Source organism: Streptomyces carminius (assembly GCF_002794255.1).
GTDB classification, from domain to species: Bacteria; Actinomycetota; Actinomycetes; order Streptomycetales; family Streptomycetaceae; genus Streptomyces; species Streptomyces carminius.
The window spans coordinates 1-22,156 of the sequence record NZ_PGGW01000044.1 but is presented as its reverse complement, the minus strand read 5'-3'; the positions used below and the strand labels follow the sequence as shown (position 1 = coordinate 22,156).

Annotated in this window: 24 protein-coding genes and 1 pseudogene; 11 read left to right on the top strand and 14 right to left on the bottom strand. The window is 71.1% G+C overall.

Annotated features, from left to right (window positions below):
- Positions 1-336 precede the first annotated feature (336 nt).
- Positions 337-1,035, bottom strand: a complete 699-nt coding sequence (locus CUT44_RS13145; RefSeq protein WP_100202175.1) for a FadR/GntR family transcriptional regulator — start codon at positions 1,033-1,035, stop codon at positions 337-339.
- A 147-nt stretch (positions 1,036-1,182) separates the two neighbouring features.
- Between CUT44_RS13145 and CUT44_RS13140 the strand changes: the two genes are divergently transcribed.
- Positions 1,183-2,919 (top strand): IlvD/Edd family dehydratase, encoded by a 1,737-nt coding sequence (locus CUT44_RS13140; protein ID WP_100202152.1) that lies wholly within the window; start codon positions 1,183-1,185, stop codon positions 2,917-2,919.
- A gap of 49 nt (positions 2,920-2,968) precedes the next feature.
- On the top strand, positions 2,969-4,159 hold the full coding sequence (locus CUT44_RS13135) for a fumarylacetoacetate hydrolase family protein (RefSeq protein WP_100202151.1): 1,191 nt from the start codon (positions 2,969-2,971) through the stop codon (positions 4,157-4,159).
- 954 nt (positions 4,160-5,113) lie between these two features.
- Here the strand turns inward: CUT44_RS13135 and CUT44_RS13125 are convergent.
- From CUT44_RS13125 to CUT44_RS13115, 4 genes are all read right to left on the bottom strand, one after another.
- Entirely contained in the window at positions 5,114-5,683 is a 570-nt protein-coding gene (locus CUT44_RS13125) for a suppressor of fused domain protein (protein WP_100202174.1), read from the bottom strand.
- Positions 5,684-5,887: 204 nt separating this feature from the next.
- Positions 5,888-6,025 carry a hypothetical protein gene (locus CUT44_RS33105; protein WP_158239608.1) on the bottom strand — a complete coding sequence of 46 codons (138 nt, stop codon included), beginning with the start codon at positions 6,023-6,025 and terminating at the stop codon, positions 5,888-5,890.
- A 63-nt stretch (positions 6,026-6,088) separates the two neighbouring features.
- A complete protein-coding gene (locus tag CUT44_RS13120) occupies positions 6,089-6,574 on the bottom strand; it encodes a transmembrane transport protein (protein WP_100202150.1) in 486 nt (161 codons plus the stop codon).
- A complete protein-coding gene (locus tag CUT44_RS13115) occupies positions 6,571-7,134 on the bottom strand; it encodes an RNA polymerase sigma factor (RefSeq protein ID WP_233221384.1) in 564 nt (187 codons plus the stop codon). Before CUT44_RS13115 ends, CUT44_RS13120 begins: the two co-directional genes overlap by 4 nt.
- A gap of 84 nt (positions 7,135-7,218) precedes the next feature.
- Between CUT44_RS13115 and CUT44_RS13110 the strand changes: the two are divergent.
- A pseudogene (locus CUT44_RS13110) lies at positions 7,219-8,061 on the top strand (IS5 family transposase); the annotation flags it as partial.
- A gap of 575 nt (positions 8,062-8,636) precedes the next feature.
- Here CUT44_RS13110 and CUT44_RS13105 read toward each other — a convergent pair.
- The gene (locus CUT44_RS13105) at positions 8,637-8,972 is read right to left on the bottom strand and encodes an ArsR/SmtB family transcription factor (RefSeq protein WP_100202149.1); all 336 of its coding nucleotides are present in this window, start codon (positions 8,970-8,972) and stop codon (positions 8,637-8,639) included.
- Positions 8,973-9,142: 170 nt separating this feature from the next.
- On the opposite strand from CUT44_RS13105, the gene CUT44_RS13100 reads away from it, so the two are divergent.
- On the top strand, positions 9,143-10,285 hold the full coding sequence (locus CUT44_RS13100; protein ID WP_100202148.1) for an FAD-dependent monooxygenase: 1,143 nt from the start codon (positions 9,143-9,145) through the stop codon (positions 10,283-10,285).
- Between the two features lie 343 nt (positions 10,286-10,628).
- The gene (locus CUT44_RS13095; RefSeq protein WP_100202172.1) at positions 10,629-11,423 is read left to right on the top strand and encodes an IS5 family transposase; all 795 of its coding nucleotides are present in this window, start codon (positions 10,629-10,631) and stop codon (positions 11,421-11,423) included.
- A gap of 81 nt (positions 11,424-11,504) precedes the next feature.
- Here CUT44_RS13095 and CUT44_RS13090 read toward each other — a convergent pair whose 3' ends face one another.
- Together CUT44_RS13090 and CUT44_RS33100 are read right to left on the bottom strand one after the other, a co-directional pair.
- Complete coding sequence (locus tag CUT44_RS13090; protein WP_100202147.1) at positions 11,505-12,251, bottom strand: phosphotransferase family protein; 747 nt, start codon at positions 12,249-12,251, stop codon at positions 11,505-11,507.
- A 302-nt stretch (positions 12,252-12,553) separates the two neighbouring features.
- Positions 12,554-12,697: a hypothetical protein gene (locus CUT44_RS33100; protein WP_158239607.1), complete on the bottom strand. Its 144-nt coding sequence runs from the start codon at positions 12,695-12,697 to the stop codon at positions 12,554-12,556.
- Between the two features lie 216 nt (positions 12,698-12,913).
- Here CUT44_RS33100 and CUT44_RS13085 point away from each other — a divergent pair, with 216 nt between their 5' ends.
- Positions 12,914-13,183, top strand: a complete 270-nt coding sequence (locus CUT44_RS13085; RefSeq protein ID WP_158239606.1) for an STAS domain-containing protein — start codon at positions 12,914-12,916, stop codon at positions 13,181-13,183.
- 55 nt (positions 13,184-13,238) lie between these two features.
- On the opposite strand, the gene CUT44_RS13080 is transcribed toward CUT44_RS13085, so the two are convergent.
- From CUT44_RS13080 to CUT44_RS34700, 3 genes are all read right to left on the bottom strand, one after another.
- Complete coding sequence (locus tag CUT44_RS13080; RefSeq protein ID WP_100202145.1) at positions 13,239-13,610, bottom strand: STAS domain-containing protein; 372 nt, start codon at positions 13,608-13,610, stop codon at positions 13,239-13,241.
- Positions 13,607-14,989, bottom strand: a complete 1,383-nt coding sequence (locus CUT44_RS13075; RefSeq protein WP_100202144.1) for a PP2C family protein-serine/threonine phosphatase — start codon at positions 14,987-14,989, stop codon at positions 13,607-13,609. Before CUT44_RS13075 ends, CUT44_RS13080 begins: the two co-directional genes overlap by 4 nt.
- Before the next feature lie 377 nt (positions 14,990-15,366).
- The gene (locus CUT44_RS34700; protein WP_332888261.1) at positions 15,367-15,516 is read right to left on the bottom strand and encodes a hypothetical protein; all 150 of its coding nucleotides are present in this window, start codon (positions 15,514-15,516) and stop codon (positions 15,367-15,369) included.
- Positions 15,517-15,597: 81 nt separating this feature from the next.
- On the opposite strand from CUT44_RS34700, the gene CUT44_RS33980 reads away from it, so the two are divergent.
- Together CUT44_RS33980 and CUT44_RS13065 are read left to right on the top strand one after the other, a co-directional pair.
- Positions 15,598-15,933: a hypothetical protein gene (locus CUT44_RS33980; protein WP_100202143.1), complete on the top strand. Its 336-nt coding sequence runs from the start codon at positions 15,598-15,600 to the stop codon at positions 15,931-15,933.
- Between the two features lie 97 nt (positions 15,934-16,030).
- Positions 16,031-16,465 (top strand): hypothetical protein, encoded by a 435-nt coding sequence (locus CUT44_RS13065; RefSeq protein ID WP_146252215.1) that lies wholly within the window; start codon positions 16,031-16,033, stop codon positions 16,463-16,465.
- 189 nt (positions 16,466-16,654) lie between these two features.
- On the opposite strand, the gene CUT44_RS13060 is transcribed toward CUT44_RS13065, so the two are convergent.
- On the bottom strand, positions 16,655-17,239 hold the full coding sequence (locus CUT44_RS13060; RefSeq protein ID WP_100202141.1) for a CAAX protease: 585 nt from the start codon (positions 17,237-17,239) through the stop codon (positions 16,655-16,657).
- A gap of 184 nt (positions 17,240-17,423) precedes the next feature.
- Positions 17,424-18,515 carry a hypothetical protein gene (locus CUT44_RS13055; protein WP_146252214.1) on the bottom strand — a complete coding sequence of 364 codons (1,092 nt, stop codon included), beginning with the start codon at positions 18,513-18,515 and terminating at the stop codon, positions 17,424-17,426.
- Positions 18,516-18,761: 246 nt separating this feature from the next.
- Here CUT44_RS13055 and CUT44_RS13050 point away from each other — a divergent pair, with 246 nt between their 5' ends.
- The 3 genes from CUT44_RS13050 (at position 18,762) to CUT44_RS13040 (ending at position 20,989) form a co-directional block, all read left to right on the top strand.
- Positions 18,762-19,082: a hypothetical protein gene (locus CUT44_RS13050; RefSeq protein WP_100202139.1), complete on the top strand. Its 321-nt coding sequence runs from the start codon at positions 18,762-18,764 to the stop codon at positions 19,080-19,082.
- A 159-nt stretch (positions 19,083-19,241) separates the two neighbouring features.
- Positions 19,242-19,958, top strand: coding sequence for a HEAT repeat domain-containing protein (locus tag CUT44_RS13045; RefSeq protein WP_233221383.1), 717 nt, complete (start codon positions 19,242-19,244; stop codon positions 19,956-19,958).
- On the top strand, positions 19,952-20,989 hold the full coding sequence (locus CUT44_RS13040; protein ID WP_100202137.1) for a MerR family transcriptional regulator: 1,038 nt from the start codon (positions 19,952-19,954) through the stop codon (positions 20,987-20,989). Before CUT44_RS13045 ends, CUT44_RS13040 begins: the two co-directional genes overlap by 7 nt.
- 551 nt (positions 20,990-21,540) lie before the next feature.
- Here the strand turns inward: CUT44_RS13040 and CUT44_RS13035 are convergent.
- On the bottom strand, positions 21,541-22,083 hold the full coding sequence (locus CUT44_RS13035) for a class I SAM-dependent DNA methyltransferase (protein ID WP_100202136.1): 543 nt from the start codon (positions 22,081-22,083) through the stop codon (positions 21,541-21,543).
- Between the last annotated feature and the right edge of the window lie 73 nt (positions 22,084-22,156).

Here is a 22,156-nt window from a genome sequence, read left to right as displayed (position 1 = left end):
GGCCCTTGAGCACCTTGCCGTCGGCTCGGCGCAGGACCCGGTCGTCCCCGCACCGCTTGCTCATGTCGGACCGATGGACCTCGGCGAAGACGGCCGGCAGGCCGATCCCCGGCGGGTCCGCGGCGCCGTGCGTGACGTAGGGGGACGTCGGCCGTCGTTCACGGCGATCCGCACGGTCGCGGTGAACCGCACGGCGGGCTTGTCGTGGCGGGCGCCCGCCCGCGGTCCCGCGCCGCTTGCGGTTGCGGATCTGGTCCGCGGGCTCGGGGATCGTCGCCCGGATCCCGCAGCGGCGTGGGCAGGCCCAAACGCTCCGGGGACGAGGGCGGTGACCGCTCAGCCGGGGGCCCGCGGCAGCCCCGGCGACTCGGCGATCTCCCGTTCGGCCGCTTCGATGACCGACAGCACGGCCGACGCCGCCGCCGCGGGATCACCGGCCGCGACGGCCTCCACGACGGCGCGGTGCGCCGGCAGTGATGCCTCGACGGCGCCGGGGGTCTGGGTGCTGACGTGGAAGCTGTGCTCCAGCGCGATGTCGACCGCGCGGCCCAGGGAGCCGAGCAGGCGGTTGCCGCTCGCGTCCAGCAGAGCGCGGTGGAAGGCGATGTCGGCCTCGACGTAGCCGCCGCGCCCGGGCCTCACCGCCGCGGCCTCCATGGCCGCCAGGGCGTCGTACAGGGCGCGCACGTCATCGGGCCGGGCCCGGCCGGCGGCGAGCCGGGCGGCCTCCGGCTCGACGATCCGGCGCAGTTCACCCGTATCGCGCAGCAAGACCGTGGGATCTCCGGCCTGTTGCCAGCGCAGCACGTCGCGGTCCAGGTGGTTCCAGTGCTCCGGGGCCGGCACGCGCGTACCCGTACGCGGGCGCACCTCCAGCATCCCCTTGGCCACCAGAGCCTTGACCGCCTCCCGCAGCGCGCCGCGGCTGACGCCCAGCTCGGTGGCGAGCGCGTCCTCGACCGGCAGCGGCTGCCCCGGCTCCCAGGCACCGCCGGCGATCCGCCGCCCCAGTTCGTCGACCACGCGCTGGTGCATGGTCCGGAAAGCCACCACGATCTTCGTTCACCCCCTGGACGCCATTCATTGAATCATTTAATGATTGTCCCACGCTACGGGACGGCGCACCGGTCGGCACACATGCCACCAAAGCAGGCGACATCACGAGCCACAGGAGCGGACACCATGACGGACGCTGAGACGACGGGCCGCCGCAGCCAGGCGTGGTTCGGCGCGGAAGGCCGCAGCGGGATGCTGTACCGCTCCTGGATGCGCAATCAGGGCTTCGGCCACGAGGTGTTCGACGGGCGTCCCGTCATCGGCATCGCGACCAGCGCTTCCGAACTCGCCCCGTGCAACGCCCATCTGACCCGTGTCGCCGAAGCCGTCAAGCGCGGTGTGTGGCAGGCGGGCGGCTTCCCGCTCCAGTTCCCGACCATGGCCACCGGCGAGACGCTGATGCGCCCCACCGCCATGCTCTACCGCAACCTCATGGCCATGGAGGTCGAGGAGCTGATCCGGGCCAATCCACTCGACGGCGTCGTCCTGCTCTCCGGTTGCGACAAGACGACGCCCGCCATGCTCATGGGCGCCGCCAGCGTCGACCTGCCCGCGGTCATGGTCACCGGCGGGCCGATGCTCAACGGCAAGTACCGCGGCCAGGACGTGGGATCCGGCACCCACGTGTGGAAGTTCGAGGAAGACCTCAAGACCGGGCGGATGACGCAGGAGGAGTGCTTCTTCGCCGAAGGCTGCATGGCCCGTTCCAACGGCCACTGCATGACGATGGGCACCGCCTCGACCATGGCGTGCATGGCCGAGGCACTGGGCATGCAGCTCCCCGGCTCGGCGGCCTGGCCCGCCGTCGACGCCCGGCGGATGGAGACCGCGCAGGCGGCGGGGCAGCGCATCGTGCGGATGGTGGAGGAGGAGTTGCGCCCCTCGCGGATCCTGACCCGGGAGGCCTTCGAGAACGCCATCCGGGTCAACGCGGCGATCGGCGGCTCCACCAACGCGATCATCCATCTCACCGCGCTCGCCGGACGCGTCGGCGTCGGCCTGGGCCCGGAGGACTTCGACGAACTGGCCCGCGCGGTGCCGACCCTGGTCAATCTGATGCCCAGCGGCAGGTACCTGATGGAGGACTTCTGCTACGCGGGCGGGCTGCCCGCCGTCATGGCCGAGCTGCTCCGGGGCCGGCTGCTCCACGGCGACCAGATCACCGTCACCGGATCCGGCGTCGCCGAGAACGTCGCGGACGCCGAGTGCGTCAACCCGGACGTCATCACCGGCCTGGACGCCCCCTTCCAGCCGGCCGGGACCGGTACCGCAGTGCTGCGCGGCAACCTGTGCCCCGACGGAGCGGTGATCAAGCAGTCGGCCGCGTCACCGCACCTGCTCACCCACCGCGGCCCCGCACGGGTCTTCGACTCTCCCGAGGCGTACCACGCGGTCGCCGACGACCCGGAACTCGACGTCGACGAGGACACCGTCATCGTCATCCGCAACGCCGGTCCCAAGGGCTACCCCGGCATGCCCGAGGTCGCCAACGTGCCGCTGCCCGCCAAGCTGCTCAAGGCGGGCGTGACGGACATGGTGCGTGTCTGCGACGGCCGGATGAGCGGCACCGGGTACGGGACCGTGGTGCTGCACGTGGCCCCCGAGGCGGCCGTCGGCGGCCCCCTCGCCCTGGTGCGTGACGGCGACCCGATCGTCCTCGACGTCCCGAACCGCACCCTGCGCCTGGACGTGACCGACGCCGAACTTCGGCGGCGCCGGGAGCTGTGGCAGGCGCCCGCGCCGCGGTACACCAGCGGTTACACCTGGCTCTACACCCAGCACGTCGGACAGGCCGACGAGGGAGCCGACTTCGGCTTCCTGCGCGGCAGCCGCGGCCACGAGGTCCCCCGCGACTCCCACTGACCCCGTCCCCGACACCCCGTCCCCGCCCGCGACCCCGGGAGATCACAGCGTGGAACCGGCACCAGTTCGCCCCCGCCCCGCCCTCACGCCCGGTTCGGTTCTGCCGGACGACGCCGACCGGGCCGCCCTCGTCGCACGCGTCCACGACCCGCAGTGGGACGGGCCGTGTGTGGCCGCGGTGCGCGGCGAGCAGGTGGTCGACCTGACCGCCATCGTGCCCACCGTCTCCGGCCTGCTGGAACGCGATGATGCGGGCACGGTGGTCCGCGAGGCCGGCGGTGGCCGGGTCTGGCCCCTGGCCGAGCTGCTGGAGGCGACCGCGACCGGCCGCCGCGACCTCCCGCACCTGCTCGCCCCCGTCGACCTCCAGGTGATCAAGGCGGCGGGCGTCACCTTCGCCCGGAGCCTGCTGGAACGCGTCATCGAGGAGCGCGCGGGCGGCGATCCGGCGCGGGCCGCCCAGGTGCGCGAGCGCGTCCGGCAGGCGGTGGGAGGCGCGCTCGACGGCCTCCGGCCCGGGTCGCCACAGGCCGCCAGGGCCAAGGAGCTGCTGGTCTCCGAGGGGCTGTGGTCGCAGTACCTGGAAGTCGGGATCGGGCCGGATGCGGAGGTGTTCACCAAGGCCCCGGTCCTGTCCGCGGTCGGTACCGGAGCCGACATCGGAGTGCTCGCCGCCTCGAAGTGGAACAACCCCGAGCCCGAGGCGGTCCTCGTCGTCGACTCGGGCGGCCGGGTACGCGGTGCCACTCTCGGCAACGACGTCAACCTCCGGGACGTCGAGGGACGCAGCGCCCTGCTGCTTGGCCGCGCCAAGGACAACAACGCCTCCTGTGCGATCGGGCCGTTCGTGCGTCTGCTCGACGACGGCTTCGACCTCGACGCCGTACGCGGGCTCGACATCGGCCTGCGGATCGACGGCGCCGACGGCTACGTGCTCCAGGGCAGCAGCTCGATGCGCGAGATCAGCCGCGACGTGCTGGATCTGGTGGCCGCGACGCACGGTGCGCACCACCAGTACCCGGACGGCTTCGTGCTGTTCACCGGCACCCTGTTCGCCCCCACCGAGGACCGGCACACCCCCGGCGCGGGCTTCACCCACGAGCACGGCGACGTCGTGCGGATCTCCAGCCCGCCGCTGGGCGCCCTGGTCAACACCGTCGTCACCAGCGAGCAGGCCGCGCCGTGGTCCTTCGGCGTGCGGGCCCTGATGCACAACCTGGCCCGGCGCGGCATGCTGTGACCCCCTCCGGGCGCTCGACGGCCCCGAGCACCGCGGCGGCCGCGCCCCGGCCCGCACGTCCCGGTCGCGGTGGCCGCCCGCGCCCGGATCGCGGCGTAGGGGGCGGTTTCTTTCGGGAACTCATCGGGCTCGGTGAGGGCGGTGACCGGTACAGGCCCGAGACCGGTGCCGTCGCCCTGGGGGCCGGGTGCCTCCTGGAAGGCAGAGGCGGGGGAGGACGCCGTGGTTTCCGCATCGCCCAGGCCCTTGGCCGGAACGCCCCCGCGTCGGCGGGGAGGGCAGATCACCGTCAGGTCCTCGCCGGGACGGCTCCGTACGGGCCGTCCCGCGGTCAGTGGACGGTAGTCGGCCTGCCCTGCGCAGTGGCTTCGTCCGCGTTCAGCAGCGGCGTTTGTTCACTGGCTGCGGCGTCAGCCGGTGATCTGCGAGTTTGTTCGTGTTCACGGGAAAAGGCTCTGGCACAGCTTCTGTGGCGCGGCCACTCCGAGTGACATCCGAGACCCTTCGAGCCGTACGTGAAGGCGCCCGAGAATGGTCCGTGGGCAGGGCGGTCGGGCTGACGGCTCGGGGCCGTGGAAGAGGTCGCGCTCCGGCTGAAGGAGTTGTTGTTCCCATCGACCGCGGACGTCGCGGCGCTGTCGGCGGACGCCCGCGGTCATGCTCACCCAACGCCAAGGAGGACACCTACCAACCTGGCTCGACGCTGTCCGGCAGGACGACCTGCCCAGCCTCCGTACTCTCGCTGACGGCATCGACCGCGGTCTCGACGCCGTCACCGCCGGACTCACCCTGCCCCGGAGCTCGGGCGCGGTCGAAGGGCAGATCAACCGGATCAAAACGCCCAAGCGCCAGATGTCGGCCGAGTCGGCTCCGGGCCCCTGCGCAGGTGAGTCCTGCTCATCTGACGCTGCCCGCCGATGGGCCGTCCGGACTGAGGCTGCTGTCCTCCCCGGATCAGATCGCGGGGCGCCGGAGCACGTCGGCGGGTTCCCAGTCGCTCTTCCAGAAGGCTTCAGGCCCGTGCTCGTTGATGAACTGTCGTTCGGCCTCGTGGATGGGGTACATCCCTTGGATGTTGATCACGTCGTGGCCCTCGTGTCCCTGAACGCCGACGTCGATCCCCAGGTAGTCGCCTCTGCCGAGGACCAGCGGCGCAAACACACAGAATGCCGTCATCTCTGACTCGGGCACGATGCGCTCACCGAAGTCGATCGTGCTGCCGTAACCGAATGGGCAGGTTCCACGGAGCTGCTCGGCGAGGAAGCCCACCGCGTGGGCCCAGGTCACGTTGGTCGAGTTCACGCTGAGGCAGAGTTCCGGCGAGCCGTGCTGCCAGTCCGGATGTTCTGCCAGCGACAAGCCGTAGGTGAGCGCCGTGAGAAGCCCGTCCGGCAGGTTGTCGTACACGATCTCCGTCACGCCCCGCAGCCCCTGCTTCGTCGACTCGACAGGGAAGAAGCGGGGCTCTCTCCCCCCGGAGAGCTGATCAAGATGGGCGAGGTACTTCTCGACGCGGCTGGCCATGTGCCCAGCCTGCACGATCGCTCACCGGTGCATGCCACCGGGGGCGGCCACCAGTAACACTCCGCAACAGGTCCACAAAGTTGTGCCAGAACCACGACTCGTGAATGAAGCCAGACGGGGCGGTGCCCAGCTCCCCGGATCGGTGTACTTGCCGATCCGGGGAACGACGCACCGGCGGTGGAACCCCGGCTCCGGGCCGCAGGCTCAGGTCAGGAGCAGGCCGATACCGATCAACAGGGCGGTACCGGCCAGGGCCGCGATGACCAGGACGGTGTGCTTGCCCGCACCGCGGAGGCGGAGCGCGAGGGCCAGCGGGCCGATCGGAGGAGTCTTGTTGTCCATGTCTGTCTCCCTGATGATCCGGGTGATCCTGTCTTGGGCGGGTTCGGCTGTTCAGGGCGCGTCCTACCACAAGGCATCCCGCAGTCGCAGCAGTTCGCGCCGCCGGCGCCGCGCCCGTACCAGGACGAGCACCGCGGCGGCGGTGAAGACGACCCCGCCTGCGGCGGTGGCCACCAGGTCGGCGGTGCTGCCGCGGACCGCGGCCAGCGCCACCCCGGCCAGGGCGGTCACCGCGGTCGCCGCCAGTGCGATCCGGGCGGACAGCACCCGGTCCCGGGCGAACAGCGGCCGACGCCTGCTCAGCACCCAGCCGGCGAAGACGGCCCAGGCCAGCCCGGTGGCGATCAGTCCGGCGAAGACGGCCCGGGTGGGCGCCGGCAGAGCGTTCGGCTCGGTGGCCCACAACACCGCGATCACGGCCGCGCCGCACCCCCCGGCCAGGCCCACCGCCACGTGGCGCAGCCGCGACCGCAGTGACACCTCCGCGGCCAGCGCGCGCTCCAGCCGCTCGGGCACGGCCCGCTGCGCTGCGCGGTTCTGCTCGCTCATGCCTGGTATCCCTTCTCGGCAAGGTGGTCGCGCAGCATGCGCCGGGCGCGGTGCAGCCTGCTCTTGACCGTGCCGGCCGGCACACCGAGCACCTCCGCACAGGAAGCCAGTGGCAGGTCCTCCAGGTGGAAGAGGATCAGCACCTCGCGCTCCAAGGGCGGCAGAGCGGTAAGACCTGCCTCGATCTGCACCGTGGTGAGCACACCGCCGAGCTCGTCGTCGGCGGCGGCGGCCGTGGCTTCCTCCATGGCCGTCTCCGCAGCCTTGTACGTCTGCCGCAGGTGGTCGGTGACCGCGCGCCGGGCGATGGTGAACAGCCAGGGGGCGAACCGCTCCGGCTGACGCAGCCGCGGCAGGCCGCGCACCACAGTGACCCACACCTCCTGAGCAAGATCGTCCGCGAGGTGCGCAGAGCCGACCATGCCCCGGACATAGCGCCACAGCGGGGAGTGCCACACGGCCACCAGCTCGCGGAACGCCTCCCGCTCCCCAAGCTGGCAGCGCACCACCAGCAACGCGTCGTCGCCCACCACACCCCCCTGCTCTGCACCATCCGTCACACAGACAGTCGGCCTTCCGGGCGGAAAGGTTCACGGAAGGCCGGGCATCCGGTCGAAACGCCGGCCGTAACCGATCGCTTCAAAATGAGATCGGTGTGTCGCCTGGTGATCTGCGACGGTTCTGGCAGGGCCGGTCGGGTGCCTGCCGATCTTGTGCCCGATGACCTGTGGGAACGCACAGCTCCGCTGCTGCCGCCTCGGCTTCCGCGCCGGCACCGCTGTCCCGGGCGGCGACCGGTACCGGACCGGACCGCGTTGGCCGGCATCGTCTACGTCCTGCGCACGGGCGTGAGCTGGCGCGACGTGCCTGCCCGGATGGTCGGCTGCTCGGGGGTGACCGTCTGGCGCCGTCTGCGGGACCGGACCGAGGCCGGTGTGTGGCCCCGCCTGCACGAGATCCTGCTGGCCGAACTCCGCACGGCCGGAGGACTGGAGATGGACGGCTGCGCGGTCGACGGTTCGCACGTTCGCGCGGTCAAAGGGGGCCCATGCCGGCCCCTCCCCGGTCGGCCGGGGCCGGCCCGGATCCAGGCACCACCTGATCGTCGATGCCTGCGGCACCCCGCTGGCCGTCTCCCTGACCGGCGGCAACCGCCACGACGTCACCCAACTGCTGCCCCTGCTCGACGCGATACCGCGCCTGCGCGGACTGCGCGGCAGACCGCGGCACCGGCCCAAGAGGCTGTACGCCGACCGCGGCCACGACTACCTCAAGTACCGCCGCCTGCTGTGGCAGCGCGGTATCCAGCCGGCCATCGCCCCGCATGGCTCCGGCCCCGGCCGCACCCGGTGGGCCGTCGAGCGCACCTTCGCCTGGCTCCGTCACCTCTCAAACGCCTGCGTATCCGCTACGAACGCCGAGTCGATCCCCATCAAAGCCTGCTGGAACTGGCCTGCGCCATCGTCTGCCTCCGCCGGCTCCGCAGATCATTCCGAAACGGTCAGTCAGAAATGGCTCTGGCTCGCTTTCCGGGCTCTGTCGCTGTTTTGGGGGCTGTTGGGCAGCTATCAGTGGTAATGGGTGAGGTCCAGGTCGCGAACCTTTTACTGCCCGGTGTCGGAGTGAAGGCCGGCCAGCTGGTGCTGACGGATGTGGAGGCTCGAGTCGCCGTGCGAACGCACCCCCGCACCGGCGACGACCGCCGAGTACGCCCGCCGTCCGGCCCTCATGGTCCGGGATCGCCGCAGCGAGCATCTGGCCCTCGATGTCCGGATCGCCGACGTACGCCTCGACGGCCAACGCGAACTGCGAGCTCCGGCCAACGGCATGCGACGCGACCGCGCGGCCATCCAGTCCCCCTCACCACCACGTACACGTCCGGAGCAGTCGAGGGCAACGTCACCAGGATCAAGCTGCTGAACAGACAGATGTACGGCCGCGCCAACTTCGACCTGCCACGACGCCGCATCCTGCTCCCACCATGATCCAGAAGCCACCGCCCCCAACATGGCCACAGAGCCCGGAAGGTGAGCCGGAACCACCATTCAAACGACGCCGCCACTCAGCGAGGAGCGGTACCGCCCGGAGGCTCTGCTCCCAGGAGCGCAAGCAGCCCGGGGAACCTCTTCTCGATGTCCGCGCGTCGTAGTCGGATGCCCTTGCGGTTGCCGTAGTCGATCTCGTCAATGAGACCTGCCTCGCGCAGGACCCGGAAGTGGTGGGTCTGGGTCTGCTTCGAGATCGGAAGACCGAACGAGTTGCAGCCCCGCTCGCTGTCGCTGCGGTCGGCGGCCAACTGCGTCATCACCGAACGACGGTGCTCGTCGGCGAGGGCACGAAACACCGCACCCAGATCGAGCGCATCGGCCTCCGGGCCGACCAGGTTCCTCCCGGCCACACGGCACCCCCTTCAGGTACGACTTGAATCATACCTGAAGGATGTGCTCCACTGAGGTACGAAGTATTTCGTACCTTGGTTCCGGTTGCGCTGCCCCGTGCCGCCGCTCCCTGAGACCCGGCCCGGCGCTCGCCGGGACCTGGTCATCGACACTCCGAGAGGTCATCGTCATGAAGAAGCCCGAGGTGCTGATAGTCGGTGCTGGAATTGCAGGGCCTGCACTCGCGTACTGGCTCTCCCGGAATGGACACCGGCCGACGGTCGTCGAACACGCCCGGCAGCTGCGCTCCGGTGGTAGCGCGATCGTCGTGAAGGGGCCCGCGATCCCGGTCGCCGACCGCATGGGCATCCTCCCGCAGCTCCGCGGACTCGCCACCCGCAATCGGTCACTGACCCTGCTCGACCCCAGAGGCAGGCGAATCCTGCAACTCCCGCTCGCCTCTGACAAGACGCCGACGGTCGAGGTGACCCGAGCCGACCTGTCCGAGGTACTCCACCGGTCGGCGCAGACCGAGGCCGAGTTCTTGTTCGACGACACGGTCACTGCTCTCGACCAGGACGGAGGTGGGGTCGACGTCACCTTCCGGCGGTCCGCGCCACGGCGCTTCGACCTGGTAGTCGGTGCCGATGGGATGCACTCCACCGTACGGCGCCTGGTGTTCGGCCCCGAGCAGCAGTTCGCGAGCGACCTGGGTCTGTACGGCGCGACCGTGCCGCTGGAACCCGACGCCATCGAGGATCCGAGTGAGATGACGATGCTGACCGTGCCGAACCGGATGCTGGTCGTCCACCCCTCGCGGACCACCCCGCTCGCGATCTTTACCTTCCGGGCCGAACAGCCGGCGCCCCACGACCGCAAGAACATCGCCCTTCACAAGCAGACCGTGGCCGACGCCTACGCCGACGTGCCGTGGCGGGCACCGGAACTCGTGGCGGCGTTCCTCGACCACCCGGCTCCGTTCTTCGACCCCCTGACCACCGTCCGGGTGCCCTCGTGGTCCCGCGGACGGGTCGTACTGCTCGGGGACGCGGCGGCGGCGACAGCCCTGCTGGGCGACGGGTCCAGCATGGCGATGGCGGGCGCGTACGCCCTCGCAGAAGAACTCACCGCCCATCCCGGTGATCACGCCCGCGCTTTCGCCGCCTACGAGTCGCGGCTCCGCCGTGAGGTGGGTCCGCGGCAGCGACGCGTGGGTCTGCTCTCCAGGCTCATGGTGCCCCGCACCCGGCAGGGCCTCGCGGTGCGTAACGCGGTGGGCCGCGCGGTCGGTCGCACGAACCGGCTCGCCTCTCGCGAAGCCGCGAACTGGTAGACCGGGTCCGCACCGGCCGGTCACCGGTCGGTGCGCAGTTCCGCGGTAGCTCTCAGCCGGGTCGGCGCCGCCATGTCCGACGAGCCCGGCTCGGCGTGGCAGGTCATCGCCGATGCGGCAGGTCGGCTGCTGTCGGCCTCACCCACGTCGACCCGGCGGCCGCGGGCGCGTAGTTCGCGGGCCAGGAGCTCGGTGAGTCCCGATGCCCTTTCCGGACTTATGACTCCTAACAAAAAGAGGCTTCTGGACCTCTGGGAATGACGGAGTGTCAGTTCTTGTTGATGCTGGCCGAAGGGAGTGCGAGCCAGTCGAGACGAGGAAGACCGCTGCCAGACCGTGGGAGATCGACGACGAGTTGTGGGCGCGCATCGAGCCGCTGCTGCCGGTCGTCCCACGTAATCCGCGGCGTCCAGGTCGTAAGCGTCTGGATAGCCGCAAGGTGCTGTGCGGGAACCTGTTCGTGCTGTACACCGGGATCCGCTGGGAGTATCTGCCCCAGGAGCTGGGCTTCGGCTCGGGGATGACCTGCTGGCGACGGCTGCGGGACTGGAACGAGGCCGGGGTCTGGCAGCACCTGCACGAGCTGCTGCTCTCCGAGCTGCGGGCCGCAGACCTGCTGGACTTCTCCCGCGCCGCGGTCGACTCCAGCCACATCCGCGCGATGAAGGGCGGGCCGGCCACCGGTCCGTCCCCGGTGGACCGGGGCAAGGCCGGCAGCAAGCACCACCTGATCGTCGAGGCGCACGGCATCCCGCTCACCGCGATCACCACCGGCGGCAACCGCAACGACGTCACCCAACTGATCCCGCTGCTCCAGGCCGTCCCGCCGATCCGCGGCAAGTGCGGCCAGCCACTGCGCCGCCCCAAGCACTTGTACGCCGACCGCGGCTATGACCACGAGGTCTACCGGGACAAGGTCCGCCGGTTCCAGATCACCCCGCACCTCGCCCGGCGCGGCACCGGGCACGGCTCCGGCCTGGGCGTGTACCGCTGGGTCGTGGAAGGAGCGATCGCGCTGCTGCACTGGTTCCGCCGCCTGCGCATCCGCTGGGAGATCCGCGACGACATCCACCACGCGTTCGTCACCCTTGGCTGCGCCGTCATCTGCTGGCGACGACTGCGCACCGCACTTTGTTGAGAGTAAGGGTGGGCGATCGCCCCAGGGGATGGCCTGCTCGATGCGTCAGAACGCATACGTAGCGGTCAGGCCCGCGCAGCCTCACATCCGGGATCTCAGCACGTCGACTTCACAGCCCGGCGCGAAGGGGTCGAAGCCGTGCTCGATCAGCCAGCGAACTGCCAGCAGGCTTCGCAACGACCACCACGCGTGGATCACATCGAGGTCGATGTCGGTGCCATAGCCAGCGAGGACGTCGCCGAGGTGCTCCTCGTGTCCGAGCGTGAAGGTGGCGAGGTCGTACAGGGCATCACCCCGGCCCGCCTCGGACCAGTCGATGATGCCCGTGACCTCGTCGCCGTCGACGAAGACGTGCGCGATCTGCAGGTCGCCGTGCGTGAACGCCGGAGTCCACGGCCGGAGCGCGGCCTCGGCGACCTGGCGGTTGCGGGCGACCAGGTCGGCGGGCAGCAGGCCCCTCGTCACGAGCAACTCGCACTCGGCGTCGAGTTCCGCCGCCAGCGCGGCGATGCTCCGCCCGGCCCGGCCCGGCTGGGGCGGCAGGGGCGCTTTGTGCAGCTTCCGGATGGCGGCGCCCGCCGCGGCCCACGCCGCCGGCGACCCGGTCGACGGCCCGCCGAGGTGCCCAAGCGTCGTCCCCGGGAGCGCGGCGATCGCGAGCACGGGCGGCTTGCGCCACAGGACCTCCGGGGTCGGGACCGGCGCGAGGGACATCGCCTCGACCTCGACGTCGATGCGCGCCTGATCGGCGTCCACCTTCAAGAACACGTCACCGACGCACAGAGTCGCGCGCTCGGAATGGGCGACGACGACTTTGACCTCATCCATGGACGACCAGTATCCCGGGGATGATCGCCGACGTCGCCAGGTTTATCGCGGTGCGATTACGCGGCTGACCGCGTCCTGCTACCCGGCGGCCTCGTGCACGACACCGACCTCTGACCAGGTCAAGGCCACCACTTTTGTTAGGAGTCTTAAGTAAGTTCCCTCACGTGGTTTTCATACCGTCTTGGGGGGTGAGACCCTGCAGGGTCTCACCCCCCAAGGATCACGAGATGTCAGGGTGGAGGAACCGCCAGTCCAGAGCGATGTTGCGGAGTGCTTCGTTCACTGCGTCGGGCAGCCTGCCCTCAGCCGCCGGTTCTTCGGGCTCCGGGCTCGGGGACCTGCCCGGCCAGCGCGGTGAAGTCGTCCAAGGGACACCAGCTGATCGTCACCCCGGCCGGGACCGCCTCCACCCACAGGCCCGCCGCCGCGTCACCGGGGATGTCCATGAGGAGGGGGAACCTGGCCTCAACCAGGACACGCCGGACCCGGTCAAGGAGAGGACGGGCGGCGGGCTGCGGTGGCACAGCAGCGAATCTACCCTGCCTGCCTGCTCCGGGCTGCGGACCGGTGCGGCCAGGGTCGGGGCCGGCGGCCAATAACCGGGGGGTGTCATCGGCCGCCGGGTTCTTCCCAGGGGATATGGCAGCGTCCAAAGCCACACCGTGCTGGTGCTGGACCTGGCCGTCGTGGATTTGGCCGACTCCTCGGCCCTGAACGCTCTGATCACCGTGTACAACCGCGCCCAGGCCGCGGGCGGCCGCCTGGCCCTGGCTGCCGTTCCCGAGCGTCTCGGCCGGCTGCTGGCCATCACCGGTACGGACACGGTCCTGCCGGCCTACCCCACCGCCGTCGACGCCATCGAAGCCATGGCCGCCGCTGACGCGGGCGGCTCCACCACCGTGGACGCGCCTGTCACCGGCGCCTCCCGGTGACACCTCCCGGCGGCCGCCGGTACGCCGCACCCGTGTGCCTGGTTGGAGGCGGGGCTCAGCCGGGTTCGGGGGCGGTGGTGTGGTGGGCGCTCACGGCTTCGTCGATGCCGGGGTAGGAGAGCATGAGGGTGCTGACGCCGGTGAAGTCGAGCATCCGGGCCAGGCGGTCGGGGACGGCGGCCAGGGCCAGGGAGCCGCCGGCGGCTTTCGCGCAGCGCACAATGTTGATCAGGACGTTGAGGCCGGAGGAGTCGCAGAAGGTCACGGCTGCCAGGTCCAGGATCAGACGTGGGTGGCCTTGGGCGATGACCTCCAGCGCCCTGGTGCGCAGAGCGGGTGCGGTCTCCATGTCGATCTCACCGGCGACGGCGACCAGGGCCAGAGGGCCGTCGGTGCGCTGAACGGTGAGGGCGAAGTCGTCGGTCACAGTGGATCAGCGCTCCCGGCTGGTCGGGCAGCGTCAGGGCAAGGCATGGGTGCGGCGGCGGTGTGGGCGGTCGCGGTGGCGGCAGGCTGCTCGCCCGGCGTGCGGGGGACGGACAGGGCCAGCAAGGCGACGTCATCATCGACACCGCCGGGCAGGTCGCTGATCAGGGCGACGGCATCCTCAACCAGTTCGGTGGCGGCCGAGGTGGTGCGAGAGATCAGGAAGGCGGCCACCCCGTCCTCGCCCAGCATGGAACCGTCCGACCGGCGGGCCTCGGTGAGCCCGTCGGTGTACAGCAGCAGGCCGTGGCCGGGCGCCAGGTGCAAGGTGTGGGAGGCGAAGCGGGCCTCCTCGAAGGCGCCGACCAGCATGCCGCCTGGGGGCCGCACCGCCGCCGCCCGCAGCATGCCGTCACCGCCGCGGGTGAGGTGGAAGATCGGGGGGTGGCCGCCGGTGGCCACCACCGTGGTGAAGCCGCCGCCCAGAGCGGGATCGAGGGTGCCGAAGACGCAGGTGCAGTACCGGCTGCCGACCGAGGGATCGAGCAGCAGGGCGCTGTTGAGCGCGGCGAGCACCTCGGCGGGATCGTCGTGGTGATGAGCGGCCTCGCGCAGCGTGTAGCGGGTCAGGGAGGTGATCGCGGCGGCTTCGGCGCCCTTGCCGCACACATCTCCCAGGAAGAACGCCCACCGGCCGCCGCCCAGAGGAAAGACATCGTAGAAGTCCCCGCCCACCTGGCGCGGGGAGGCCGTCTGGTAGTGGCAGGCCAGCTCCAGCCCCGGCACCGCCGGCAGCGCCGGCGGCAGCAGGGTCCGCTGCAGGGTGGAGGCGAAGGAGGCGAGCGCGGCCTTGTCCTGCTCGGCCCGCTCCCGCGCCTCCTCCTGCTCCCTGCGCCGCTCCTGCTCCTCGCGCAGCCGGTGCAGGGCCGACAGACGCAGCTCCAGCTCATCCAGCACGATCATGGCCAGGTCGGTCAGGGTCGCGGTGTCCGCCTCGGTGATGGACCGCGGTTTGGTGTCGAGGATGTTGACCGTGCCCAGCCGGTGCCCATCAGCGGTGACGATCGGGGCCGCGGCGTAGAACCGTACTCCCATCGGGCCGGTGACCAGCGGATTGGAACAGGCCACCGGGTCGGTGAGGGTATCGGGGATCACCAAGGCATCATCGGTCAGGATCGCCGAGGCGCACAGCCCCGGATCCCGGCCGATCTCCCTCACTCCATCCAGGCCGTGGGCGGCCTTGAACCAGATCCGGTCGGCATCGACGATCGTCACGCTCGCCACGGGGACGTCGAAGAGCCGCGCGGCGATCGCCGCGACCCGGTCGAACGCGCCATCAGGCGGGGTATCGAGGATGTCGTAGCGGCGCACCGCCGCCATCCTCGCCGCCTCTTCCACGGCCGGCGGCACGCGTCTCAGACGCGGCTCACCGTCATCAGGCAAAGCCGCGGGCATGCGTATCGGCATTGCTCGCCCCTGGTCTTTCCGTGACGGACCCGCCATGCGGCCGGTCTTGATAGCCGACCCTACGGCAATCACCCGCGCATCACGCCGGCAGGAGGCCCTGTACCCCAGGACTGGAGATCCAGGTCGCCCTCGTCACGCAGAATGCCAGCCCTCTGACGCGCAAGCCAGAGACGGCGGTCGGCCGATCGGCATGATGATGACCGAGCGCGGCATGACCGCCCCGGCCGCCGGCGGCAGCACCCTCGCCCAGTTCGGTGCATCCTCGCCGCGGCCGCGCCCGAGCTCGCCGGTCACGTCCAGGCCGCGGGCTTCGACGCGGACACCGGCCGCCTGGACGCCGCCCCCGACGCGCCCGCGTACGGCACGAAGCTGCGCTGGAGCGCGCCGACACTGATCGCGGCGGCCAACGAGCGGGCGCCGGGTGCGAACGTCCGCACCATCCGGGTCCTGGCCGCCGGCGCCGCATCCGAGCCCCGTGCGGCGGAGCCCAGCCCCAGATCGCGGCCGCACCTCAGCCGCCGGTGAAGACCCGCGCCACTGCCTCGCCCGGTTTCCAGCAGGTGCTGGCCGCGCACTTGGCTGTCGTCGGCGAGCGGTGGGTAGCCCCGCGCCTCGCGGAGGCCGTGGAGCGGCAGACCAGGGCGATGCGCGAGCTGAGCCGGCGGGCTTTCCCGGAGGCGGAGGTGGTCTCGGACGACCAGCCGGCTCCGATCGAGGCGGCCCGCGTTCAGCGCCGTCGCGAGTCCGAAGCCACCCGCGTCTTGGCATTGCGCCGGGCCCGCGCGGAACGCGCTGCCCATCAGGCCGGGGCGGCGTCCGTCGTGCCGCAGCCCGCAGAGCTGCGGACTACGGCGTGATCGGAGCGGCTGTCGTGAAGTCGCCGCCGGGGCGTCCCGGACACGGGAGACTGTGCGAGCAGGGCAGGCCGCCCGTATGAGGATGGGAGACCCGCGCGTGGCGAGGAAGAAGACCACGAAGTCCAGCAAGCGGCGTCAGCAGATTCTCGTCCGCCGCGAGCATGTTCTCTATCCGGGCTACGTGTTCTGTCCGCCCAGCGAGGCCGAGCATGTTCTGGGCGCGGAGCGGGTCAGCGAGCTCCTTGCTCAGTACGGGGGAGAGCTGAGGAAGGCCGATGTGCAGCTCGAACTGCTGCTGCGTGAAGAACGGTTCCGGGTGGCCGACTCCGACCACCCGGACGGGCACGCGTGGACGTTGGGCGAGTACATGGACGACTGGAACAGGGACATGGCAGCGGATGCGGAACTCACCGGGAAGGAGTACGACCTCCTGCCTGGTGAGCAGGCTGTGATCGGGATGCTCCATGACTGGCACCGCGACAACAGCATCAGCGTCACCCGTGACGGTGTCATTGAGTGGCGGCCCGAGTGATGGGCACGGTGAGGCACTCGTAGGTTCGCTGGGTAGCGAAGACCCCGGTATCGTCCCTGGTACCCCTCCGTTTTGGCGGGCAGGCCGTACTCCGGGGTTCCAGAACTCAGGTGAGGGCCGCCGGATTGCCGGGCGGCCCTCACTCCGCTCGTCGACCGCAGGCCCCCGGCGCTGGTCATCGCCGGTTGGTCAAGGCCGGGTGTGCAGCAGCTCGGGGACGCCGCTGGTCTGTCCGAGCCAGATGGCGACGTCCTTGTCGATGTACTCGACCAGGCGCAGGACCTCGGTGTGGGCGTCGGGCAGGGTGAGCCGGCGGGTGTTGCCGCGGCGGTCGGTCTGGCCCGGGAGGGGAACGCCGTCGATCAGTGGTTCGTGGTGGGCGGCGCGGTTGCGCAGGGATCGGACGTGGCTGGCGGTGGTGAACACGGTGGTCCGCTTGCCGCCGCTGTGCGGGAACGCCTTGTGGAGGGCCTTGCGCCACAGGGTGGAGTCGTAGTCGACGTTCTTGCGGTACGGGCCGTCGCCGCGGGTGCCGCTCTTGTCGAGCAGGTTCACCCAGCAGCCGAAGGTGGACTCCGCCACGATCTTCCCGGCCGGGACCGCCTGGAGGGTCTTCTGCGCCGGCTTCCCGGTCGCCGGGTCGGCGGGCATGGTGATGTTGCGCCACGTGGTCTTGAAGCCGCTCATGGCCCGGTCGCCGAACAGCTCGGCGCGCGCGTACCAGGTCGTCCCGTACGCGGCGGCGAGCTGCTCCGCCGTCGGTTGTATCTGCACCCCCCTGATGTACCGTGGGCGACAGATTCCCCGGTTCAGCCTCTGGCCTTACGTCACGCGACCGGGGTCAGACTTTCGAGGGCCCTCACCCATGGTGAGGGCCCTCAGCTCTTTGCCGTACGCCCGCGGTGTGTCAGCCGCGAGGCTTCCGTCTCATCCGTTCAGGAGCGCTTGCCCGGCACCGTCATGCCCGGGCGGGCACCCGGTTGTCGATCGTCACCACGACGGGGTCCCCTTCTTTGGAGTAGGCGTTGCTGAGGACCTGGGCGGTCGCGTAGTAGACCTGGGAGGCCATGGACCAGTCGGCGTAGGTGATCAGCTCCTCGGCTTCCTCGCCGTCCGGCTTGCGCACGGAGGCTTCCGCCGTGCGGTAGAGGGCCAGGAGCATGGCGACCAGCGACCGGCCGGAAAGGACCGCGGCCACACGGCCGTCCTCGCGTTCTTCGAGGGACGGGGTCCGAAAGTGCGGATGGCTGCCCACCTGCGCTGCCACGAATTCCCAGGTGTCCCGGTGGCAGACCAGGGTGGCCGACGCGACCCTCGCAGCCCTCATGATCGCCCAAACCCTGCCCGCCCGGGTGAGTGGAGACGGCTCCTTCACCGGATCGCCGGGGCCTTGCTCGCTGGCCTCCAGTGCCGCGCGGGCAACATCGTGGTCCCCTTCTTCGTGGCCATCGGCTTCCGGCGCGGACTGCCCAGCTTCAGGTGGCGACTGATCGGCTTCGTCCTCGTCGGCCGTGGGGGCATCGGGGTCGGTGGAGGCTCCCGGCTCGTCTTCTTCGGGCGAGTCGTCCGCGGAGAGCTTCGGGGCAGCGGGTTCCGCCTGCGGTGCCGACTCCTGGTCCGGTGCCTGCCTCTGCTCGGGCACGACGACAGGATCCGGCCCGGACCCGGTGCTGGCCCCGGCCTGGTCCGGGAACGGGTCTTCCGCCGAACCGACACTCGCCGGCACCCGTGCCGGTGCCGCGATCTGCAGAGCCTTGAGGATCTTGCCGACGTCCTCACGCAAGCCTTCGAGCCCGTGGTGCAGCCGGTCAACGTCCCGGCGCAGATCGGCCACCGCAGCAACGGCTTCGCTGGCCCGCTTGCCCGCGTTGTAGGCGCTGGTCCGCGTCTCGTGCTGCGACGATTTCACGTCGGCGAGGGCGGTCTCGCGCAGCCCTGCGACCTCGGTGGTGAACGCGGCCCGAAGGTCCCGCTCCAGGTCGTTGACCCTGGTGCCCAGGCCGTCGATCGACCTCTTCATCTCGTTCTTCGTGTCGATCACGATCGTCACGATGTCGTCCCTGCGCGGCAAGAAAGCCCTCCACCTGAAACGTGTAGCCAGATAACTGCACTGCGTAGTATTGCCGGGCGGTAGCCGCACGTATGCGGCTTCCTGAACTTGGCTTGATCCGTCCCGACGCGGGCCGATCGGCATCGGTCGAACCGGCGAGGCCTGCACCGGCGACAGCACCCTCTCCGTGGCGTCCAGCGCCGCTGTTCTCCACTCCGCAGCCGTACGCCAGGGCCCGGAGGAGGCGTGGCGAGGAAGACAGGGCAGCAGCGGGCCGCCGCTGCCAAGGCCCGCGCCGCGCCCGGCCGTCTCCGTTCCCGCTCCGCAGCAGGAACTCGCCGACGTCGACGACGACCGGGAGACCTGGTCCTCGAGGAGCTCACCCGGGAGAAGATCCTGGACTGGCGCAACCGCGCCGCCGCCGACCACCAGCTGGTGATCGACCACATCGACCAGTACGGCGAGCTGTCAGCCCAGCGCCTGACCACCCCGCAGGGGAGGCGCCGTTGTCGGCGGCGGTCGCGGCCTGTCCAACACCTACCGGTGCTCGCACGCCGGACCTCCTGACCGGTACGGTCACCACTTCGGTACGCCCAGGCGGACGCCCCTGACCTGATGAGGGTTTCCCGGTTCGCTGGTCATGGGCTTGACCCTGACACGGTGACAAGGTTTTCACTGGGGGGCCGGGAGGTGGTCCCAATCAACACGACCCCGCAGGACACCCGTGTGACCAATGCCCTGAGCGCCGAGGACTCGTCGGTCCGGCTCCAGGCGGCCCTGGCGGCCGGCTCGAGCGCCGACCCCGCGTTCCTGGAGACGCTCGTCGAACGGTGCGCCGTCGAGCCGGACTTCTTCGTCCGGGACATGCTGTCCTGGGCGCTGACCCGTCTGCCGCCGCAGATCACCCTGCCCCGGATCCGCCGGGAGCTGGACTCCGAGCACAACCAGGCCCGCAGCCAGGCGCTGCACACGCTCTCCAAGATCGGCGACAAGGGCACATGGGCCTGGATCACCCGTGACATGCTGCGCGACCCGGACGACGAGGTCGCGCGGACCGCGTGGCGCGTCGCGGCCGCCCTGGTGCCCGAGGGCGAGGAGAAGGAGCTGGCCGGCGAACTGGTCCTGCAACTGGGTCGCGGCGACCGCGGCGTGCAGCTGAGCCTGAGCCGGGCCCTGGTCGACCTCGGTGCCGTGATCGGGCCCGTCCTGGAGAAGGCCGCTGAGAGCCTCGACCCGGCGGTGGCCGCGCACGCCCGCGCCACCGAACTGCTCCGGCGCAATCCGGAGACCGGTTTCGACGCGGCCATCGAGGAGGCCAAGCGCGCGGTCGCGCTGGGCCCGGAGCGGGCAGCCGCCGCGGCTGCCGCGGCGGCGGGTGCCGAGGCCCCGGGAACCGCCGAGGCTGCGGAGACCGCGGGGGACGGGGAGGCCGCGGATTGCTGATCGGCGAGGTGGCCCGCCGCTCCGGGGTGAGCACCCGGATGCTCCGGCACTATGACGCCCTGGGACTGGTGCGGCCGACGGGCCGCACCGCCGGCGGCTACCGCGAGTACTCCGCCCAGGACGTCCGCAGGATCTTCCACGTGGAGAGCCTGCGGTCGCTCGGGCTCTCGCTCAAGCAGATCGGCCGCGCGCTGCAGGACCCGTCCTTCACCCCTGCCGCCCTGGTCGGCGACCTCGTCCGGTGGACGGAGGAGCGTCTGGAGCGGGAGCGGGAACTGCTGGAGCGGCTCCGCGCGATCGACGCGTCGGCGCCCACCGGCTGGCAGGACGTCCTGCGCATCGTCGAACTCATGAGGGAACTCGACTCGCCCAGTGCCGCGCGCAGGCAGCAGGCCGTCCTGGCCCGACCGGAGGGCGCGCCGGCTGCCGTCGGGCTGCTGGCCGGGGCGGTCCTGGCCGAGTCCGATCCGCACGTCGCGGGCGCCCTGCGCTGGGCGCTCGCCCGGTCGGGCGGCGACGGTGTGGTGGCGCTGACTGCGGGTGCGTACGCGGGGGATGTCGACGTCCGGCGGCGCGCGGTGCTGGCGATCGCCCGGATGCCCGAGGCTCCGGGGGCTGTCGCAGTGCTCGCGGACGCCCTCGGGGACCCGGATGTGACAGTGCGCGGACATGCCGCGCTGGCTCTGGGCAGGCACGGCGTGGCCGCAGCCGTGCCCGTCCTCGTCGATATGGTGGTCGGGGGCGCCAACGACGCGGACGCGGCCGAGGCGCTGGGAAGGCTGTCCCAGGATCCGGTGCGCGCACACCGGATCACGGCCGCCCTGGCCGGTGAACTCGCCGCACCCACCGCGGACTCCGCCACCCGGATCCGCATCGCCCAGGCACTGGTCGAACTCACGGGCCCCACCGCGAGGGAGGTCCTGCGCCGGCTGGCCCACGACGACGACCGCGCCGTCGCCCTCGTCGCCTCGGCCCTCGGCCGAGTCCTCGACAGGCGGTCCTCTGAAGACCGGGCCGACGAGGATCCCTGAACGGCGGCACCCCACCGAATCACCCCGGCGAAGGCGTCGAGCCGGCGCCGGAACCCCGCCGCGCCTTCGATCACGCCCTTCCGGTGGGAGGTGCCGTACGAGTGCGCCTGCGGCCGTGCCGGGTATCGGTGCGTCGACAACCGGAAGCCCACGAGGCCGCTGCCGGCATCGCCGTAACAGGGGCCGAACGACGTCAGGTCGGTGTCCGCGGCGAACAAGGAGCCGTCCGGCTCGATGAGGAAGCCGCAGTGGTCCGGTGTGTGACCGGGCACCCTCCACCGCCGCGTTCCGGACCTGCGGGGCTACGCGCCGGCGCCGTCCTCCGGCAGCCCGGGGTCCCCGTGACGCAACCCGTCGCCGGCGGGATCCAACCAGCCGTACCTTCTGCACCGCAGCTGCCCACTCTCACCCCGGACGCTCACCGCTGTCGTGTGCTGTCGGTGTCACCACCGCAGTGTGGGTTGAACAGCCCGCACCGGCCGGAATGTGGCTGGAGTCGGCCGGAGTGCTCAGGCACGCGCTGCCGCGGACGCGGTGCCGGCGGCGGGTGGTCAGGGCCTGCGGTGCACGGAGACGGCGTACTGCCCGCCGGTGTAGGGGGCCTGGGACCAGGTCGCGTATCTGGCTTCGAGGGCGAGTCCTGCCGCCCGGCAGTGGGCGTCGTAGTCGTCCAGTGTGTAGTTACGGTCCAGGCAGAACCCGGCAACGAGACGCCCGGTCGGCCGGACGTGGCCCGCGGCCCCGGCCACCAGGTCCGGTTCCGTGCCCGGCGGAGTGAACAGGGGGACGTTGCCTGCCATCACCACGACGTCGAACGACTGCCCGAGATCGAGTCCCACCAGGTCGCGCCGGTGCCAGCGGATCTCCGGCGCCCGGCGCCGGGCGGTGGCGAGCATCGACTCGTCGACATCCACGCCCACCACGGTGATTCCGTGGCGGGCCAGTTCGGCGGCCACCCGTCCGGTGCCGCAGCCCGCGTCGAGGACCGTGGCCGGCGCGAAGGAACGGACCAGCGCGGCCTCACCGTGGACATCCTTCCCCTGGGCGGCGATGCGGTCGAACCGAGCCTGGTACTCCTCACCGTTCCACGTCATGCGAGCACCATGACACACCCGCCACGCCGGTCCTGCCGAAGACCGTTTCCCGGTGCCTCCGTCAGCCACTGCG

Coding starts and splice junctions, on each gene's coding strand:
- CUT44_RS13145 (WP_100202175.1), bottom strand. CDS start 1,035: ATGCACCAGCGCGTGGTCGACGAACTGGGGCGGCGGATCGCCGGCGGT.
- CUT44_RS13140 (WP_100202152.1), top strand. CDS start 1,183: ATGACGGACGCTGAGACGACGGGCCGCCGCAGCCAGGCGTGGTTCGGC.
- CUT44_RS13125 (WP_100202174.1), bottom strand. CDS start 5,683: ATGGCCAGCCGCGTCGAGAAGTACCTCGCCCATCTTGATCAGCTCTCC.
- CUT44_RS33105 (WP_158239608.1), bottom strand. CDS start 6,025: ATGGACAACAAGACTCCTCCGATCGGCCCGCTGGCCCTCGCGCTCCGC.
- CUT44_RS13120 (WP_100202150.1), bottom strand. CDS start 6,574: ATGAGCGAGCAGAACCGCGCAGCGCAGCGGGCCGTGCCCGAGCGGCTG.
- CUT44_RS13100 (WP_100202148.1), top strand. CDS start 9,143: ATGAAGAAGCCCGAGGTGCTGATAGTCGGTGCTGGAATTGCAGGGCCT.
- CUT44_RS13090 (WP_100202147.1), bottom strand. CDS start 12,251: ATGGATGAGGTCAAAGTCGTCGTCGCCCATTCCGAGCGCGCGACTCTG.
- CUT44_RS33100 (WP_158239607.1), bottom strand. CDS start 12,697: ATGGACATCCCCGGTGACGCGGCGGCGGGCCTGTGGGTGGAGGCGGTC.
- CUT44_RS13075 (WP_100202144.1), bottom strand. CDS start 14,989: ATGGCGGCGGTGCGCCGCTACGACATCCTCGATACCCCGCCTGATGGC.
- CUT44_RS34700 (WP_332888261.1), bottom strand. CDS start 15,516: ATGGTGCGGACGTTCGCACCCGGCGCCCGCTCGTTGGCCGCCGCGATC.
- CUT44_RS13035 (WP_100202136.1), bottom strand. CDS start 22,083: ATGACGTGGAACGGTGAGGAGTACCAGGCTCGGTTCGACCGCATCGCC.